The sequence below is a fragment of the Neobacillus sp. 204 genome, from assembly GCF_046562815.1.
Taxonomy (GTDB): Bacteria; Bacillota; Bacilli; order Bacillales; family Cytobacillaceae; genus Neobacillus.
The window spans coordinates 52,522-71,298 of the sequence record NZ_JBJORY010000019.1 but is presented as its reverse complement, the minus strand read 5'-3'; the positions used below and the strand labels follow the sequence as shown (position 1 = coordinate 71,298).

17 protein-coding genes and 9 tRNA genes are annotated in these 18,777 nt (G+C 39.4%); 5 read left to right on the top strand and 21 right to left on the bottom strand.

What is annotated here, in order from left to right:
- Positions 1–51: 51 nt before the first annotated feature.
- The 10 genes from ACJ004_RS26735 to ACJ004_RS26690 form a co-directional block, all read right to left on the bottom strand.
- A tRNA-Gly gene (locus tag ACJ004_RS26735) sits at positions 52–125 on the bottom strand.
- Between the two features lie 13 nt (positions 126–138).
- Positions 139–215 (bottom strand) — tRNA-Pro (locus ACJ004_RS26730).
- A gap of 6 nt (positions 216–221) precedes the next feature.
- Positions 222–298 (bottom strand) — tRNA-Arg (locus ACJ004_RS26725).
- 62 nt (positions 299–360) lie between these two features.
- Positions 361–446, bottom strand: a tRNA-Leu gene (locus ACJ004_RS26720).
- 61 nt (positions 447–507) lie between these two features.
- Positions 508–592: transfer RNA gene (locus ACJ004_RS26715), tRNA-Leu, on the bottom strand.
- A gap of 26 nt (positions 593–618) precedes the next feature.
- Positions 619–693: transfer RNA gene (locus ACJ004_RS26710), tRNA-Gln, on the bottom strand.
- 61 nt (positions 694–754) lie between these two features.
- Positions 755–826, bottom strand: a tRNA-Glu gene (locus ACJ004_RS26705).
- An 11-nt stretch (positions 827–837) separates the two neighbouring features.
- A tRNA-Ser gene (locus ACJ004_RS26700) sits at positions 838–928 on the bottom strand.
- A gap of 3 nt (positions 929–931) precedes the next feature.
- Positions 932–1,006 (bottom strand) — tRNA-Asn (locus ACJ004_RS26695).
- A gap of 119 nt (positions 1,007–1,125) precedes the next feature.
- Positions 1,126–1,599 carry a SprT family protein gene (locus ACJ004_RS26690; protein ID WP_410896131.1) on the bottom strand — a complete coding sequence of 158 codons (474 nt, stop codon included), beginning with the start codon at positions 1,597–1,599 and terminating at the stop codon, positions 1,126–1,128.
- A 95-nt stretch (positions 1,600–1,694) separates the two neighbouring features.
- Here ACJ004_RS26690 and cmpA point away from each other — a divergent pair, with 95 nt between their 5' ends.
- Positions 1,695–1,808: a cortex morphogenetic protein CmpA gene (gene cmpA, locus ACJ004_RS26685; protein ID WP_410896130.1), complete on the top strand. Its 114-nt coding sequence runs from the start codon at positions 1,695–1,697 to the stop codon at positions 1,806–1,808.
- Positions 1,809–2,146: 338 nt separating this feature from the next.
- On the opposite strand, the gene ACJ004_RS26680 is transcribed toward cmpA, so the two are convergent.
- From ACJ004_RS26680 to acpS, 6 genes are all read right to left on the bottom strand, one after another.
- Positions 2,147–4,321 carry a Tex family protein gene (locus ACJ004_RS26680; RefSeq protein ID WP_410896129.1) on the bottom strand — a complete coding sequence of 725 codons (2,175 nt, stop codon included), beginning with the start codon at positions 4,319–4,321 and terminating at the stop codon, positions 2,147–2,149.
- Positions 4,322–4,667: 346 nt separating this feature from the next.
- Entirely contained in the window at positions 4,668–5,018 is a 351-nt protein-coding gene (ndoA, locus tag ACJ004_RS26675; protein WP_007083556.1) for a type II toxin-antitoxin system endoribonuclease NdoA, read from the bottom strand.
- A gap of 4 nt (positions 5,019–5,022) precedes the next feature.
- Positions 5,023–5,304, bottom strand: coding sequence for a CopG family ribbon-helix-helix protein (locus ACJ004_RS26670; RefSeq protein WP_007083557.1), 282 nt, complete (start codon positions 5,302–5,304; stop codon positions 5,023–5,025).
- A 277-nt stretch (positions 5,305–5,581) separates the two neighbouring features.
- Positions 5,582–6,739: an alanine racemase gene (gene alr, locus ACJ004_RS26665; protein WP_410896128.1), complete on the bottom strand. Its 1,158-nt coding sequence runs from the start codon at positions 6,737–6,739 to the stop codon at positions 5,582–5,584.
- A gap of 123 nt (positions 6,740–6,862) precedes the next feature.
- Complete coding sequence (locus ACJ004_RS26660; protein WP_410896127.1) at positions 6,863–7,876, bottom strand: LolA family protein; 1,014 nt, start codon at positions 7,874–7,876, stop codon at positions 6,863–6,865.
- Positions 7,877–8,160: 284 nt separating this feature from the next.
- Entirely contained in the window at positions 8,161–8,508 is a 348-nt protein-coding gene (gene acpS / locus ACJ004_RS26655) for a holo-ACP synthase (protein ID WP_410896126.1), read from the bottom strand.
- Between the two features lie 100 nt (positions 8,509–8,608).
- Here acpS and ACJ004_RS26650 point away from each other — a divergent pair, with 100 nt between their 5' ends.
- Entirely contained in the window at positions 8,609–9,337 is a 729-nt protein-coding gene (locus ACJ004_RS26650) for a rhomboid family intramembrane serine protease (RefSeq protein ID WP_410896125.1), read from the top strand.
- A gap of 149 nt (positions 9,338–9,486) precedes the next feature.
- Here the strand turns inward: ACJ004_RS26650 and cshA are convergent, their stop codons facing one another.
- From cshA to ACJ004_RS26635, 3 genes are all read right to left on the bottom strand, one after another.
- A complete protein-coding gene (gene cshA, locus ACJ004_RS26645; protein WP_410896124.1) occupies positions 9,487–10,977 on the bottom strand; it encodes a degradosome RNA helicase CshA in 1,491 nt (496 codons plus the stop codon).
- A gap of 630 nt (positions 10,978–11,607) precedes the next feature.
- Complete coding sequence (locus tag ACJ004_RS26640) at positions 11,608–12,987, bottom strand: UDP-N-acetylmuramoyl-tripeptide--D-alanyl-D-alanine ligase (protein ID WP_410896123.1); 1,380 nt, start codon at positions 12,985–12,987, stop codon at positions 11,608–11,610.
- A 127-nt stretch (positions 12,988–13,114) separates the two neighbouring features.
- Complete coding sequence (locus tag ACJ004_RS26635; RefSeq protein WP_410896122.1) at positions 13,115–14,188, bottom strand: D-alanine--D-alanine ligase; 1,074 nt, start codon at positions 14,186–14,188, stop codon at positions 13,115–13,117.
- 218 nt (positions 14,189–14,406) lie between these two features.
- On the opposite strand from ACJ004_RS26635, the gene ACJ004_RS26630 reads away from it, so the two are divergent.
- Entirely contained in the window at positions 14,407–15,069 is a 663-nt protein-coding gene (locus tag ACJ004_RS26630) for a sulfite exporter TauE/SafE family protein (RefSeq protein ID WP_410896121.1), read from the top strand.
- 85 nt (positions 15,070–15,154) lie between these two features.
- On the opposite strand, the gene ACJ004_RS26625 is transcribed toward ACJ004_RS26630, so the two are convergent.
- Positions 15,155–15,931, bottom strand: a complete 777-nt coding sequence (locus ACJ004_RS26625; RefSeq protein ID WP_410896120.1) for a hypothetical protein — start codon at positions 15,929–15,931, stop codon at positions 15,155–15,157.
- Between the two features lie 394 nt (positions 15,932–16,325).
- On the opposite strand from ACJ004_RS26625, the gene mgtE reads away from it, so the two are divergent.
- Positions 16,326–17,684, top strand: a complete 1,359-nt coding sequence (gene mgtE, locus ACJ004_RS26620; RefSeq protein ID WP_410896119.1) for a magnesium transporter — start codon at positions 16,326–16,328, stop codon at positions 17,682–17,684.
- A gap of 158 nt (positions 17,685–17,842) precedes the next feature.
- The gene (gene uptA / locus ACJ004_RS26615) at positions 17,843–18,439 is read left to right on the top strand and encodes an undecaprenyl phosphate transporter UptA (RefSeq protein ID WP_410896135.1); all 597 of its coding nucleotides are present in this window, start codon (positions 17,843–17,845) and stop codon (positions 18,437–18,439) included.
- Here the strand turns inward: uptA and ACJ004_RS26610 are convergent.
- Positions 18,436–18,765 carry a hypothetical protein gene (locus ACJ004_RS26610; RefSeq protein WP_410896118.1) on the bottom strand — a complete coding sequence of 110 codons (330 nt, stop codon included), beginning with the start codon at positions 18,763–18,765 and terminating at the stop codon, positions 18,436–18,438. The two genes, uptA and ACJ004_RS26610, sit on opposite strands and share 4 nt — an antisense overlap.
- Between the last annotated feature and the right edge of the window lie 12 nt (positions 18,766–18,777).

Sequence of the window (18,777 nt, the reverse complement as noted above, 5' to 3'; positions counted from 1 at the left end):
GTTTGCACGATTTTGTTTGTTTAGTTTTCAAAGAACAATTAATAGTAATTTTGGAGCGGGTGATGGGAATCGAACCCACTACATCAGCTTGGAAGGCTGAGGTTTTACCAGTAAACTACACCCGCATATTATTTTAAATGGTCGGGAAGACAGGATTCGAACCTGCGACCCCTTGGTCCCAAACCAAGTGCTCTACCAAGCTGAGCTACTTCCCGTCAATATGGCGCGCCCGGAAGAAGTCGAATCCACAACCTTCTGATCCGTAGTCAGACGCTCTATCCAATTGAGCTACGGGCGCATTTATTAAAAAGTCAACTTTTAAAGTATAGCACACGTGATATTGTTTGTCAACAATTTATTTGGTGCGGCCGAGAGGACTTGAACCTCCACGGGGTTGCCCCCACTAGGCCCTCAACCTAGCGCGTCTGCCATTCCGCCACGACCGCATGATAATTAGCGACAAAATTAATCATAACACACTACCCAATTAAATTCAAGTATAATATTTGGTGCGGGTGAAGGGAGTCGAACCCCCACGCCTTGCGGCGCCAGATCCTAAGTCTGGTGCGTCTGCCAATTCCGCCACACCCGCATAGATATTTACTTATTTTAAAAAAATGGCTGGGCTAGCTGGATTTGAACCAACGCATGTCGCAGTCAAAGTGCGATGCCTTACCGCTTGGCTATAGCCCAATAATAGTATTAATAAAGAATAAGAAACAGGAAATGAATCAAGGTCACTTCCCGTCCCAGATGACCCCTACGGGACTCGAACCCGTGTTACCTCCGTGAAAGGGAGGTGTCTTAACCGCTTGACCAAGGGGCCTTAATTTTATATGGCGGAGAAGGAGGGATTTGAACCCTCGCGCCGGTTACCCGACCTACACCCTTAGCAGGGGCGCCTCTTCAGCCTCTTGAGTACTTCCCCATATGGCTCCGCAGGTAGGACTCGAACCTACGACCGATCGGTTAACAGCCGATAGCTCTACCACTGAGCTACTGCGGAATAATAAAGATATTTAATAACCAACAAGACAATTTCTCTTGTCGACTCTTTACATTATAATGACGATACAATAGAAAGTCAATACAGTTTTAGATAAAGATTTTTTCCAAATTCTTACGTCATTCAAAGATTATTTCTTTTATTTTTGTCAACTTCCCTCTACATTTTCCACACACATATCTACTAGTATTAATACTTCTCTTTCTTCTGTATGCTTGCTGACATTTCGTACATTGATATAGAAGAATCCTTTTCGAGGATTGTTTTACTTTTTTATCTGGTAGTTGTGCACAAAATCGTGGTGCTCCTACTTTTTTTAATAATTGTTTAAACTCTTGGTCTCTATGTTGATAACCCTTCCCCTCAAGGTGAAGGTGATAATGGCATAATTCATGTTTAATAATCCCCACTAATTCTTCTTCGCCAAGCTGATCGTAATATTTTCTATTGATTTCAATATTATGTGTGCCAAGAAGGTATCTGCCGCCTGTTGATCTTAGTCTAGGATTAAACGACGCTTGATGTAAAAACGGTTTCCCAAATGACTCAATTGATAGCCTTTCAACTAATAATTGAAGTTGTTGTTGTTCCATTTTGGGTCCCTCTCTTTCTATGCGAACATGACAACCTATTATAGCATATATTGTTTATACCTTTAATAATGATGTACTTTTCGGGAGGTTTTATTATGCCAACTTGGTTGCAAAACCAAATGAAAAGAGCTTTCTATGAGAAGGATCGCTATCAGATCAAGCTGTTAAACCAGTGCTGGTTCTTTTACAGAAAAAAACACTTCTCTTAGAAGAACAGGTTTCGTTATAGAGATATATTTAAGGTGCAGATCCATGTCGGGTTTTGCACTTTTTTGTTTCTTCTAATATAAACGACGAAAGAGCTGGAATTGGCAGTGGTTCGGTCGTTTATAACGCCTCTTAACGACCGTCCTGGCTTTTTCAATCCGACTTCGGTCGTTTATAACGCTTCTTATCGACCGTCTCAGCTTTTTCTCTCCCACTTCGGTCGTTTATATCTCTCCAAAACAACCAAAAACTGAAATAAAAGACCAAATCGCTAGGCGAAATGGTCTTTTATTTGTCATGCTGATCATGCTTTTTCCAGCCGCGGTACCCGTACTCTGCTTTAGTTCGATGGCGCTAGCATGGTTAAAGCAACCCGTCCTTTTTTCATATCAACCGAGTCTACCCATACAGTGACAACATCCCCTACAGACACAATGTCCAAAGGGTGCTTAACAAATCGATTGCTGAGTTTGGAAATATGAACAAGCCCGTCCTGCTTTACGCCGATATCCACAAACGCACCGAAGTCGACCACATTTCGAACCGTACCTTGAAGTTCCATCCCTGCTTTAAGGTCTTCAAGCTTTAAAACATCTTTTTTCAAAAGAGGCCGAGGTAAATCATCACGCGGGTCACGTTCCGGTCTTACCAAAGCATCAATAATATCCTTTAATGTTAACTCACCGATAACCAGTTCTTCGGAAACAGCTTTTAAATCGAGAGCATTAAGAGCAGCTATAAGCTCTTCCGAACCAAGATCATCGGTAGTAAAACCGAGACTGGTCAATAATTTCTTCACTTCATTGTAATTTTCCGGATGAATTCCTGTCCTATCAAGCGGCTGCTTTCCATCCAATACGCGTAAAAAGCCAATTGCTTGCTCATAGGTTTTTGCCCCTAGACGAGGCACTTTCTTTAATTGAACCCTGCTCGTAAATTTCCCTTCCTCTTCACGCTTTTTTACAATATTATTCGCGGCTGTTTTGTTAAGGCCAGCTACATACTGTAAAAGCGATGGAGAAGCGGTATTGACATTCACACCAACTCGGTTTACTGCCGTTTCAACAACAAAGTGTAATGATTCGGACAGTCGTTTTTGGGAAACATCATGCTGGTATTGACCGACACCCACGGATTTCGGGTCAATTTTCACCAATTCTGCTAATGGATCCTGTAAACGACGGGCAATGGAGGCCGCGCTTCTTTCTTCCACCTGTAAATTCGGAAACTCTTCTCTTGCAAGTTCAGATGCAGAATAGACACTGGCACCTGCTTCATTGACAATCAAATAGAAAATTTCCTCATCCATTTCTTTTAAGATATCCGCAACAAACTGTTCTGTTTCCCTTGATGCTGTCCCATTTCCAATGGCAGCCATCTCTACTTTATAGTCGCGAAGAATCTTAATAAACTTTTCACGGGCTTCTTTTGTTTTTGAAACAGGTGGATGCGGATAGATCACATCAATTTTCAGCACCTTGCCTGTTTCATCCACCACCGCCAGTTTACAGCCTGTCCGGTAAGCAGGGTCAACCCCGATAACAACCTTTCCTTTTAACGGCGGCTGCAAAAGTAAGTTACGAAGATTTTCTGAGAATATATGTATGGCTTGCTCTTCACCTTTTTCCGTTAATTCACTGCGGATCTCACGCTCAATCGATGGTTGGATCAATCGTTTGTAGCTATCCTCCAGGGCCTCTAACAAAATTGGGGCAGATGGGGAGTGCTGGACACGAATCCATTTTTTCGACAAATAAGACAAGATTAAGTCGGCATTCATTTTAATCGACACGCGTAAGATATCTTCTTTTTCACCGCGATTTAACGCGAGAATTCGATGGGGGACAATTTTATTTACAGGTTCTTCATATTCATAGTACATTTCATAGACATTTTTCTCGTCTTTTTCCGCTTCCTTGACCACTGATACAACTGCACCGGATTTAAATGTTTCTTTCCGAATCCACTTTCGACCTTCAGCATCATCAGAAACCCATTCAGCAATGATGTCTTTTGAACCTGAAATGGCCTCCTCAACCGTGAGGACTCCTTTTTCTTCTGATAAAAATTGCTTTGCTTTTTCCTCAATACTTTCTTTTGAAAATGTCAGCAGCCATTCAGCCAATGGCTCAAGCCCTTTTTCTTTTGCGACTGTTGCTTTGGTCCGTCTTTTTTGTTTATAGGGCCTGTATAAATCTTCGACCTCTTGAAGCTTTTCAGCCTTGGTAATCGCGACATTCAGGTCATCTGTTAATTTCCCTTGTTCAGTTATAATGCGGATAACCTCTTCTTTTCTTTGCTCGAGGTTTTGGATATACTGCCAACGTTCTAATATATTTCTGATCTGGACTTCATCAAGTGCTCCCGTCATTTCTTTCCGATATCGAGCAATAAAAGGAACTGTATTGCCTTCATCTAATAATGAAATAACACTTTTTACTTGTTTAAAAGAAATAGCTAACTCAGCAGCGATTTTCTTTAACAACTGATCATCTTTTACGATTGTATCATTCACAAAACAATCCTCCATTCCTTTTCATTCTATTGTAGCAGAATAACTTGTCTGTTTCATTAAGGCTATCTTCGTATAGATTGTTGTTTTTCGTATAAGTTCGTGTACCCGTTTACCTATATGCGTCGTGGATCTTTTCGTAAGAACTTTTGCGAAAATTGCCTAGAAACTTAGTAAACAGCCCTTATAAAACTCCAAAAACAACAAAGTTTAAGAAAAGAGCCTTCATTAAACAAGGGTCTTCCTATTTTTTTCAAAAAAAATAGACAAGCACATTGGCTTGCCTAAGCAAAATTTGAGGTCAGGATATGTATGAAAAAACGCTCTTCCTAAAAAGAGCGTGCTTTAATTAAAATTCGATGAGACCTAGGCTTACCTGCAAGGCTTCATCCACTTTCTCCATCATTTCGTCATCGAGATGGGTGATTTTATCGGTTAACCGCTGCTTATCAATTGTACGAATTTGCTCTAACAGAATGACCGAATCTCGTTCAAATCCGTAGCGCTTCGCATCAATTTCTACATGAGTAGGAAGCTTGGCTTTTTGAATTTGAGCTGTAATCGCTGCAACAATCACTGTGGGACTAAACCGATTCCCGATGTCGTTTTGGATGACAAGTACTGGTCGGACGCCGCCTTGTTCAGAACCAACAACTGGGGATAGGTCCGCGAAATAAACGTCACCACGTTTGACTATCAAAGAATTATCCTCCGCTTACAAGACGTTCAACTGTGTGTTCTGCCTCATATTCTGCTAAAAATGCTTCTGATGCAATACCTAGATTTATCTTTGCCATTTCCATGTATCCACGTCTCATCGACTCGCGAATTTGTCTCTTTTTACGTTCGCGTAAATACATTTTTGTTGCCTGGTAGATAAACTCGCTGCGGTTTACATTTTCTTGTTTTACAAATCCATCTAATTCAGTTAAAAGATGTTGCGGTAACTTCACTAAGATTTCCGTAGTTGCGCCGGATTCAGACACAAACATACACCTCCACCATCACTACACACCATTTTTATCTAACCAGAATTCCTTCTGATAAATAAACGCTACTACACTTCATGAATGGCTTTTTGGCCTGTTTCACACAGTGAGTTTCATTTATTATCTGTACCATATTTAATAATAACACTAATCGAACTTATTGCATAGACTAATTATAATACTACTGTATTATAAGCCAATAAAACACTCTTTTATGCACAAATCACCGCAATATCATAAATATGATGAAAAAACATTATTTAGGCCATTAATCTTAGAGAAGATAATTTTTTAAATCGACAATCTTTCCACCCTTCTTATACAGACGCGGGACCCGATTTGCTATGATACAAGGGACCTCATAATTGATGGTTTCAAGTTTTTCGGCAATTTCATTTACTGAAATAAACTGATTCTCCTGGGCACCAATTAATGTGACGGTTGTCCCAATTGGAACTTTATACGGAAGACGTATCATACATTGGTCCATGCAAATTCTTCCGACAATTGGCGATCTAGTACCTTCAACAAGCACTTCCTGCCCTTGTAACCTGCGAATCCAACCGTCCGCATAACCAATCGGAATCGTCCCAATCCACTCTTCTTCACCAGTTTCATAGGTTGCCCCGTAACTCACTTTTTCACCCTTTTGCATTTTCTTGACATGGACAAGTCGTGATCGAAGCGAAAATGCCTCCCTAAGCTGGAAGGGAATTTCATGTTCCATCTCAAGTGAAGGTGTTAGTCCATACATCGCAATCCCGATCCGGACTGCATTAAAATAAGTTTTTGGATAGCGCAAGGCTGCCGCACTATTGCTAGAGTGAATATATCTTGGTTTTTGTTTTAGCGCACTGACCATACCTTCAAATAAAGCAAGTTGCTTGTACATATAGGTTTCATCTAGTTCATCCGCTGTCGCAAAATGAGTAAAAATTCCTTCTAGATTAAACTGAGCATTTTCAGAGATAATTTGCTCGACTGCCTTTAATTCAGATACACTTCGAACACCAATTCTCCCCATTCCAGTGTCTACTTTGATATGAAACGAAATCCTATTATCAGTTTTTAAATGTTTCAGCGCATCTTCTAGCCATTCCTGTTGAAAAACGGTAAGGGTAATGTTAAATTTTGCTGCCACTTGGATATCTTCCGGCCGCGTTGCTCCCAAAACAAGGATAGGCGCTTTAATTCCTTTATTCCTTAAGGCAATGGCCTCATCCATAAAAGCAACAGCAAGATAGGCCGCCCCTGCTTCAAGTGCGGTTTCTGCTACTTGGATATCTCCATGGCCATATGCATTCGCTTTGACAACCGCAATCATTTCTACATCTTGAGTCAAATGCTTCTTAATGGAGGTAAGATTGGCATGAATACAATCTAAATCCACTTCGGCCCATGTATCACGATAGAAAAAACCTTGCTCTTCCATGGTTCCACTTCCTATTAGCTTTAATTAAATATCATTCCATATTATCATACAAATTATCATACTACTGATACCTTTTAATAACAAACAAAAACAGGCCCATTATGAGCCTGTTAGCTTATCGATTTATTTTACGGCCTCACCTTGGACAGATGCCGCTACCTCAATTAATTCTTTTTTCGTTAAGTTCTTTGAAGCTATCATGTAATCAACACCATTATGCGACCAAGAAATGGAGTGGTCGGAAACTGCTCCAATCGTCATACCTAAATCGACAATGTCCCCTTCTACATAGGTTGGATTTGCGGATGCGGTTTTCGCAGTTACTTTTTCTTGAACAAGGGTAAAGGATTTCTTACCATCGTAAGTAAGGACAACCCTTTTTCCGTCTTCAAGCGTCACTTCTTTTTCCTCAATTAGTTTTGTCCCTTTTAGTTCTACGGTTGGATACATTACCGTAAAGGCATCATCGCCTCCATCCGCCATTGCTGGCAAATTGAGCTGAGCACGTGTCATATTCTTCTTCATATCGAAATCGTCCTTGTCAAAACTAGCATTAAATTTCACTTTAGAAAACTCTACTGTTACAAGGGCATTTCGATCCGGATCCATTACTTTTACCACAGCAGGTGATAAATCACTCTTGTTCAGCTTGATTTCTTGGAACGGCAGCATGCTATTGTTTTGATAGCGGGTTTTAGTTTCAAATACATAGTATTCCTTTGTTGTAGAGAATTTTGCACTTTTATCAGCAACAATGTCTTTAATCAATGATTCATACAAGTAGGCCTGGCTGCTATTTTGCGGCCAATCACTTTGAAAACGGAAGCTCTTATTTAGAGCAGGTGTTAAAACAAATACCCCTTGGTTATTTCTAAGTATCATCTGACTTTGGTCTTTTTGAGCATTCTTCAAATTCACACGATAAAAGGTTGGATCTTTGTGCCATATTTCCACATTATAAATTTGTGAATCCGATCCCATTTTCAACGTCATTTTTGCATTCACCTTGTAGCCACTTAAGTCATCTAGTTTCCCTGTTAACTCTTTAACCACATCACCTTGTGATTTAGAGCCACAGGCAGCTAGCACAAAAATGACCATTAGCCCCGTGATTAGCAGCAACAACTTTTTCCTCATTCCTTCAACCCCTTCTTGTCTCATTTCATATGATTATAGAGAAGAGAAAGGCAGGGGTCAGGCAATGGAGTTTGCTATCCAAAATGACCATGGCTGACCTTGTCTCTCCTGTTTCCCTATGAATATATGAGACAACCTTTAGGAATATGATAAAAGAAGTTGCCAAGCTATTTTATTTTCATGCGATTGTAATGCAGATTTTGCACTATGTGATTGGAGCGGAAGGCACGAGACTCCTGCGGAAATCAACAACCAAGTTTAACAAGATAAAATATGAGTCCCCACTACTCTTCAATCATTACTTGCGCGACGGCGTAGTCTCTACTATGCGAAATGGAGAGATGAGCACGGGTCTTAGGCTTTGCAATAAATGGTTTTCCAGAGCTATCATTGTCGATTTCAATTTCTAAAAATGATAACTCCGCACCAATGCCTGTGCCATTTGCTTTTGAATACGCTTCTTTCGCCGCAAATCGTCCTGCTAAAAATTCTACCTTTCTGATTTGCGATAATTCCTCAAATTTCTTCCGTTCATTGGGGGTTAATACGCGATCAACAAACTTCTTTTGTCGAGTGAGGATATCTTGGATTCTAGAAAGTTCAATAATATCGATTCCAATCCCTTTAATCATTCTTCATCTTCCTTCTATTTAGGATACAATTAGCATAAGTAATAGTGTACAAGAACGGAAATTAGTAAATAATAGTGATAAACCTAGGAGGTGTAAAGTGATGTTTACGAGGACGGAAGGCTTTCGTGATTTTATCCGCCTGTATCCAATTGTTTCTATTATTATTACCATTCATTTAGGATTATATCTGTTAACTAGTTTACCAATTTTCCCAAACAATTGGTTCTTTGAAAACCTTTCAGGAGTGAATCTTTACATTATGGAAGGGGAGTATTGGCGCCTGATTACCCCGACCTTTATACATAGCGGGTTCTCCCATGTGCTGTTTAATAGCTTTTCACTTGTCCTATTTGGACCAGCACTAGAGCGCATGCTTGGCAGCGGCCGATTTTTATTCATCTATCTTCTCTCAGGTATTATCGCCAACGTTGCCACATTGTTGCTTGAGCCGCTTACCTATACCCATGTCGGTTCAAGCGGGGCGATCTTTGGACTCTTTGGCTATTATCTTGCGATTATAATGTTTCGGAAACATATGCTTTCCAAGCAAAACGCGCAAATCATCCTTACGCTTTGTGTTGTTAGTTTGATTATGACATTGTTACAGCCAAATATTAATATTATCGCCCATTTTTTTGGATTGCTTGGAGGCTTTTTACTCGGGGCTATTCCTTACTTTAATAAAAAGGACTTTTCAGATTCCATTCGAGGTACCGCAAACTGGGCAAGCAGTAAGAAAAATAGTATCTCTTACCAGTCTCCTTGGAAAATTCTCATTTGGGCCTCAATTATTATCATATCCATTATCGGATTACTATCACAAAAATGATGAAAATCAATCCGAGCTGAATATTCCTTTTTATATCTTGTCATTTTCTGAATGTGTTTAATATTCCCTATTGCCATAGAAAAAAGCATGAACAAAATTGTTCATGCTTTTTTCTGTTTAGCCACAGCGCCTAGGCGCTAGCTTTTCTATTAATGATTAAATGTTCTAGGCTTTGATGATGATTTACCGCCGCCGCCAGATCTTTTCTCACCACTGCGTGGCTTTGCCGGAGCTTTTTTCCTGTTACGATCTCCACCGTATGAACCTCTAGAGTCATCTCTTTTTCTACGGTCACGGTCATACGGCTTTCTTTCTCTTCTTTGTGGAAGCTGTTCTTCCGTTAACTTAATTGGAGTGGTATCTGGTTCCTTTGTTAACATTTTTAATACTGCGGCGATCACTGTTGATGCGTCATTTTCTTCCAACAATTCTTGCGCTGCTGCTTTATAATAATGTAAATTGTTCGATTCAATGGTTGCAACGATTTTCTCCACAACAGCTTTTTGTTGGCCTTCTAATGCTTCATCAAGCGTAGGAGCCTTCATTTTTTCCATCTTGCTTCTAGTCGTTTTTTCTACGACAGCAAGATATGATTTTTCACGCGGTGTAATAAATGTTAAAGCTACACCTTTTTTACCCGCACGACCAGTACGTCCAATACGGTGAACATAGCTTTCTGGATCCTGTGGAATATCAAAATTATATACATGAGTTACTCCGGAAATATCAAGACCCCTTGCAGCTACATCTGTTGCGACAAGGACATCAATCGTTCCTTCTTTAAATTTACGAAGGACAGAAATACGTTTGGCTTGGCTTAAATCACCATGGATACCTTCTGCTGTATAACCTCTTAAAGTTAATGCTTCCGATAATTCATCGACACGGCGCTTAGTACGACCAAAAACAATCGCTAGTTCCGGGGATTGAATATCAAGAAGTCTTGTTAATACATCGAATTTATTTCTTTCAATTACTTCAAGATAATATTGTTCAATGGAAGGAACAGTCATTTCTTTTGTTTTCACACGAACAATTTGCGGGTCCTTCATGAACTTTTCAGCCATTCTTTGAATTGGTCCTGGCATGGTTGCTGAGAAAAGTAAAGTTTGACGTTCTACAGGAGTTGAAGCAAGGATTGTCTCAATGTCTTCAATGAATCCCATGTTCAACATTTCATCCGCTTCATCAAGGATTACTGTGTTAACCGTATCAAGGCGCATTGTTTTTCTGTTGATATGATCCAATACTCGTCCTGGAGTACCAACAATGATATGTGGAGCTTTCTTTAATGAACGAATCTGGCGGCTAATATCTTGCCCGCCATAAATTGGCAGTACGCGAACTCTTTTGCCTGAACCAATTTTATAAAGTTCTTCTGATACTTGAATGGCAAGTTCACGAGTAGGTGCAATAATAATCCCTTGAATTGCATCCGCACTAGTATCAATTTTTTCAACTAATGGAATACCAAATGCAGCTGTTTTACCTGTTCCTGTTTGAGCTTGACCGATCAAATCAATACCTTTTAGCCCCAATGGAATAGTTTCTGACTGAATTGGTGTTGCTTCTTCAAATCCCATTTTAAGGACAGCTTGTAACGTGGCCTGACCTATACCTAATTCTTCAAACTTTGTCAATGTTTTCATTCTCCTTCATCTATGTGAAAATATTTTTGAGAGCTGAATATTTTCGCCTGATACTCAGAAATAGCGCCTGCTCTATTGAGGCGAAAAGCGCTGGAGGGCCTTAAGGTGAAGTCCGTTTTGATTCATCAAGAATAAAATCCTTGATGAAATAGGATTAATTTTCATCTAGGATGAAATAGGTTTTTATTTCATCAAGGATGAAATAGGTCTTTATTTCATCTAGAATGAAATAAATTTTTATTTCATCCAACATGGATGGAAGTGGAATTTTATACTTCATCTTAGGCAGGACCGAAACGTCTCAGGTCCCCTTGGCGCTTGAGCTGACACGCATCAAAAATGCCGTAAATAGGTAACATCTTTATTTTACCAAAAAAAAACACGCTCCCACAAGGAGTATGCCCTTTAATCATCGTTCTTTAGACACGTTGATGAACATCATACCACTGTTGCTAGTATTTTGCAATCAAGACAAGTTTGTTACATTTCTAAACCAGTCTTAATTACCTCATCAAAAAGTCTAATCTTTGAATGAAAGGGCACCTTCTCCACACAAGGGGTCTCTGTTATTTTTCTTTTCTTATCTAGAAATCATTCATAATCTCGTTAGTTTTAATTTCCTTAATTTACTTGCAGCGCAGTTACGATTTCTTCCATTCTCATTCCTCTTGACGCTTTTACAAGGATTAACGTTTTATTATCTACATGATGCTTTAATTCTTGAATGAGTGCTTCTTTTTCTGTGAAGGCAAAGACTCTTTCTGAACCTAAAACTGTTTTGGCCTGGTTTGCAATGTACCCGCCTAAAGTTCCATAGGTAAACAAGAGATCGACTTTTTCACCGTTTATAGCTTCTCCAATTTGCTGATGGTATTGTTCTTCCTGTGGACCAAGCTCTAACATATCGCCTAGGACGAGGATTTTTCTTTGATAACCTTGAAGGTTGGACACTAAGTCAATCGCTGCCATCATTGATGTTGGACTGGCATTATAAGCATCGTTTATTATTTTTTCGCCCTGTTTCCCTTCGACCAACTCCATTCGCATATTGGTAAGCTTAATACCTGCTAACCCCTCATTCATTTTTCCAAATGGAATGGAAAAATAGTTAGCGATTAGCATGGAAGCAAGTGCATTTAAAATATTATGGGTTCCTAGAACGGGAAGTTCAAATTCAATCTCTGAAGCATTGATTCTAAACCGATTTCCATTTTCTAACTGAGTAATTTCAGTAGGATATAAATCGTTGCTTTCATTTCTCCCAAAGGTCTCAACCTGAACATTTCCTTTAAGCCGTTGAATTCTTTCCATAAGAAGCGGTTCATCACCATGTAGGACGGCTAGTCCCCCATCTTTTAGTCCTTGCAGGATTTCAAGCTTTGCTTCTGCGATTCCTTCTCTTGACCCAAGGTCCAGAAGATGCGATTCACCAATATTTGTAATGACCACTGCATCTGGGCAGGCAAGCTTCGTTAGGAACTCAATCTCTCCCCTACCGCTCATTCCCATTTCGAGGATGGCAATTTCAGTATCCTCATGTAAACCTAAAACGGTTAAGGGCAGACCAATATGGTTATTATAATTACCTTCTGTTTTTTGGACCTTGTATTGGGTGCCAAGAATTCCAGCTGTCATATCCTTGGTTGTCGTTTTTCCGTTGCTTCCTGTGATGCCGACTACTTTTACCGCTAATTGTTTTCGGTAGTTTCTTGCTAGTTCCTGTAAGGCAACAAGGCAATCATCAACAATCACGATGGGTAAATGTAATGGAGGGTTTGGCACATCCTTTTGCCAAAATGCTGCCGCTGCTCCCTTACGGATCGACTCTTCGACGTATTTATGCCCATCTGAATGTTCTCCTTTAAAAGGAATAAACAAGTTTCCTTTTTCAATCTTACGTGAATCAATACATACACCCGTGATGAGCGTTTCAGAAAACGTAATCATAACATCCTGAGATGAAATCATCTCAGCCATCTGTTTTAACGATCGTTTAATCATGAATATCCTCCTTTTTATGTCTTTGAACTTCGGATTCTGTCTAGTCTAGTCTGTCGTGCCCTAAACGTTGGCTTCGCTTTTTTAAATACAAATGGACACGGCAAAACTTCAGCCGTGTCTCCAATTTTTAGAAAGTAAACTTTATCTGTTGTTTCTCAGCATGTCGCTCTTTGGCAAGACTGACAAGTCGCTCAATCAATTGAGGGTACTCCACTCCTGTGTGCTTCCATAAAAGCGGGAACATACTAAACGGCGTGAAGCCCGGCATCGTGTTCACTTCATTAATCAAGGCCTTTCCATCCTTGGTCAAAAAGAAATCGGCTCGGACTAACCCTGAACAATCTAAAGATTTAAAGGCTTTAATCGCCATTTCTTTAATCTGCGTGTATTCCTCGTCTGTGATGTCGGCTGGGATAATTAGTGCGGTATCTCCGCTTTCATATTTTGCTTTATAATCATAGAAATCCTTCTTCGGAACAATTTCACCGGCTACTGAACATTCAGGTTCATCATTTCCAAGAACCGCCACCTCGATTTCACGAGCAACAACGCCTTCTTCAATGATGACTTTTCGGTCAAACTGAAAGGCTTCCGCAAAGGCCGCTTCTAGCTCGGCGCGATTAGTACATTTGCTGATTCCCACACTTGAACCTAAGTTGGCTGGCTTCACAAAGCAAGGGTAACCAAGCTCTGTTTCGACCTTGCTATAGGCCTCAGCTTTAGCTTTTTCCCATTCGCTTTTAATAAAGGCGACAAAGTTCACCTGGGTAAGCCCTGCTTGTGCAAACACATTTTTCATCATGACTTTATCCATACCTGCAGCAGAAGCAAGTACTCCATTGCCTACGTATGGCAAGTTTAACAATTCCAATAAACCCTGGACGGTTCCGTCTTCCCCGTTTGGCCCGTGCAATAACGGGAAAATCACATCCAGTGTTTCTTGCTTTTCAGAATGGAAAAGTGCTGGAGCTAGTGATAAAGGAGATAATTGATTCCCCTCTGAAAATTCAAGCGCCTTCACGTTTTCTACTGGCTCACTTAATTGTGGTCCTTTAATCCATTTTCCGTCGGTATTTATGTAAATAGGATGAATATCAAATTTTTCAAGGTCCAATGCCCGAATAACAGCTAGTGCTGTTTGCAAGGATACTTGATGTTCTGCTGATTTTCCTCCATATAATAAACCTAATTTTGTTTTCATATGAAACCTCCATTTTCTCATTCACGGTTATATTTTAAACCTATTTTAAAAAGAAGGGAAATGTAGTTACCCAAGTTTTTTTAAGTTTTTTTCCTATTAAATATTTTATGATGACGATAGCTTGCTTAAATACTGGCGCAGGTTAATTTGTCAATTTTCTATTCTTTTTTTAATTATCCTGTATAATTATTTTGAAATGTTTTTTTGGAGGCGAGTTAATGACAGGATCACTCTTATCCATATTATTATTAGGTTTTTTGCTAGGAATAAAGCATGCCATTGAACCTGATCATGTTATTGCAGTCTCAACCATCGCGAGCGAATCTAAAAACTTAAAGCGCTCCATCTTCGCTGGTGTCTACTGGGGTATTGGTCACACTGCCACCCTTTTTCTTGTCGGAATGATTTTGATTGTCGCCAAAAACACCATCACAGATACTGTTGCACTTAGCCTCGAATTTATCGTAGGGATCATGCTCGTTAGTCTCGGCTTAAATAGTGTTTTAAGATTTATGAAACATCGTCATCCTCACTCCCATAACACTTCGGACCATAGAAAAAAATCTCGAACCCATCTTAAATCTTTTTTCATCGGGCTTATTCACGGGCTTGCTGGCAGTGCGGCAATGGTTCTTTTAACAATGAGTACTGTTTCGACTGCATGGCAAGGTGCTTTATACATACTAATTTTCGGCTGTGGCACGATCGTTGGGATGCTAAGTTTTTCAACCGTTATCGGGATCCCCTTTGTGTTGACATCCGGGAAGCAAATGAATAGTTATTTGAATAACCTCGCAGGCATTATCAGCATATTATTCGGAATTTATTATATGTATAATTTAGGAGTGAACGAAGGATTATTCAGCCTTTGGTTTTCATAACAAACGCGGACGAGTCCGTATTTTTCTTATTTCAAAGAAACAGTCCCACCCAAAGAGAGTGGGACTGTTTTTATCCAACAGAAGTTTAGACGACGATTAACTTCCATTCTTTTGTTTTTTTATCAAAAATGATTTTTGCGTGACACGGTTTCGATGAGATCTGATCATATTCCTCTACCATATCATCCATATTCGCGAAATCGCCAATCACCCAGATAGGAATTTCAATGCGGCTCCGTTGATGGTCGGCAGCTCGTAACGAAATACAAATCCCTTCCTTAATGAACGGTGTTAAGGACAGAAGGATTTCCTTATTTACTTGAGGATAGGTCTTTTTCTTTCGAAATCCAAGAATTGATTTTTCAATTTTAAGATCCCCTAGTTTTCCGGCCACTACTTCGCTTAGAACATGGAAAAAATCCTTGAAGCTTCGATAATACGTCTTGTTAAACCAACCATCATCATGAGCCAAATACACAAAACGGTTCCCAAGTTTATTATAAAAAGGTAATTTAAGATGGTGTTTTTGATGACCTAAGTACAATAGTTCAGCCATTTCCTGTCCAGTCAGTTCATTCAGCACTTCTTCCTCTATAAAATCAATCCAACAGAAATTCCCGTAACTATAGACATCTTCTTCAGCTAATTTGTTAATTCTCTCATCAGGACAGTATTCAAGTTGAGTATGCAAATTAAAATCAGCATCATCAAAGTTGTGCTTTAATAAAAGCAAGTGATTTAATGAACCTGAAAAAGCAGCAGCGAATTCTGCAAATTCGATACCGGAAGACATTACATACTGGTCTGTTTGGTTTAAATGGACATAGATGAGATCCTGTATGTCTTGATGATGCTTCTTCAAAGCAAAACTCCTCCGATCAACACATGAAATTAGTCAATACTTCCTTATTTTATCAAATAATAGTCCAAATAGCTTATTTCAATTCTTTTACAAATAATAAGTTTGATTGACACATACTAGATTTATCTATATGGATTATTATTTGTTAACTTTCCCTTTTCATCTATATTTCTTTAGCAAAGGCTATTTTCGCATAGATTGTTGATTTTCGTATAAGTTCATCAACCTGTATAACTATATGCCTCGTAGCATCTTTTCGTAAGAACCTTTGCGAAAATTGCCTAGAAACTTAAGTTATGACACTTATAAAGTTCCAAAAGCAACAAAGTTTACGAAAAGAGCTTTATCCAATTAGAATCCATGCATTAGCGAGATAAGGAGCTGGCTATCCTCTATGATTAAAGATATGACTCAAGATGAATTAAGTCTATATATCATTAAAACGTTAAAGGAAAATAAAAAAACGGAATTTGAAAATATACTCGATGAACTCCAGCCCTATGATGTCGCCAAAATATATGAAGATCTCCCTGAAAAGCATAAAGCACGATTTCTCCTGTTTTTAAAATTTGACGTTCTCGCTGACTTAATGGAAGAACTTGATAAGGAAGAGCAACTGGGCTTATTAAATATTTTAGGAATTGAAAAGTCTAGTAAAGTCCTTGATTTAATGGATAATGATGATTTGGCGTCATTGCTCCATGAATTATCTCCAGAGAAGAAGGATTCCCTCCTTTCTGGGATGAAGGCAGAAGAGTCTAATGCCGTCCAGGATATTATGAATTACCCTCCGGAAACTGCCGGAAGAATCATGACCAATCGCTTTGTATGGATCCGCAGCTATTTTACAGTTAGAGAAGCAGTGGATAAGTTTAAGGTTTTCGCTGAATTTGCCGAATCTATTAACTACTTATACGTTATAGATGAAGACCGGAAGCTAGTCGGCGTGGTTTCATATCGTGATTTACTATTAGCAGAGCCCGATGAAAAAATAAGTACGATTATGTATGAACGGATCATTTCGGTTACAGTGACGACAGATCAAGAGGTTGTCGCACAAATCGTGGAACGCTATGATTTCTTAGCCATCCCAGTCGTTGATGAAAATAATATCCTAGTCGGGATTGTCACGGTTGATGATATTATTGACATCGTCATTAAGGAAGCCAATGAAGATATCGAGAAATTGTCAGCAACAGGGAAATCTATTGACTTTGAAACAAAAACTTTAGTTGCGGCAGCCAGAAGACTCCCTTGGCTGATCTTGCTATTATTTATCGGTGTGATTTCTGGGCGGATTATCAGCAGTTTTGAAGATACCCTTCAGCAGGTTGTGGCTCTTGCCTTTTTTATGCCCATGATTGCCGGGATGACCGGAAACACCGGAACTCAATCTCTTGCGGTCGTAGTAAGAGGGCTGATTTCCTACGATATTGATAAAGGTGTGATTACGCGCTTAATTATACGGGAACTTGGGGTGGGAATAACTATTGGCCTAATATGCTCCCTTCTCATTGCAGTGATTGCTTTCATTTGGCAAGGAAGTATCATTTTAGGGGCGGTGGTCGGCAGCTCGTTATTTTTCACGCTCATCATCGGAACACTTGCAGGGACGATTATTCCACTCATCCTTTTTCGCTTAAACATTGATCCTGCCGTTGCCTCAGGACCTCTAATTACCACATTGAATGATATTTTTTCCTTGCTTACCTACTTTGGGATTGCCACCATGTTCTTAAAATATCTTATGTAGTCTTCCACCTATAGTTAAAAAGTAAAGCAGCGGTTTTTCCGTTGCTTTTTTGATTTTTTAGGAATGCCCCAAAGAAAAGTACCATAATTATTTCTTAAATAGACAAACTGGTTTAAACTAGGAAAAGAGAAAATAAACATTTATATAAGCGAAGGTGAATTATGTCAGACTTTATTAAATCGATTTTAGAGTTCTTGTCTCAATTAGGATATCTCGGGATTGCTTTAGGATTAATGATTGAGATCATCCCAAGTGAAATTGTCTTAGGCTATGGTGGATACATGATTTCACAAGGGAATCTCAATTTTTTCGGGGCAGTTATTGCGGGAACAGTTGGCGGAACAATCGCTCAATTGTTTTTATATTGGGCTGGCTATTTTGGGGGCAGACCTTTTTTAGAAAAATACGGAAAATATGTCCTGATTAAAAAGAGTCATATTGATATTGCTGAATCATGGTTTCAAAAATATGGAGCAGGAGTAATCTTCTCCGCACGGTTCATTCCTGTTGTAAGACACGCGATCTCCATTCCTGCTGGTATTGCCAAAATGTCAGCAACTAAATTTACTCTTTACACCGTGGCAGCAGTTGTCCCATGGACGATCTTATTTCTTTACTTAGGAAAAGTCTTAGGCAGTAATTGGGCTCATATCAAAGAGTACGCACAACCATATGTATTACCAACCATCATTGCCGCCGTTGTTTTAGGGGCAATCTACTTCCTCATCAAAAAAACAAAGAAAACCACCGATTAATCCCGGTGGTTTTCTTTTGTTGAAAATTTTCTTTGTGCCCACGCATCGAGCTTTTTCACATGGTTTTTCCCTAGTGTGAATCCATATAAAATCAGTAAAACAATGATTAACGTAAAGACATCCACTTTCTTTGTCGCGATAAAGTTAACGATTCCCATCAACACTTGTGGAATAACCCCTGTTAATGCAAAGAGAACCGTAGCTATTTTAAACCAAAAACTCGATTTCAAACCATACCTGGCATACAACATAAAGAATGTGGACGACCAGGCTAATACTTCTAAACTCACTAAGATAGCCCACTTATTCTCAACCAAAAAATCCACTGTCCACCCCAC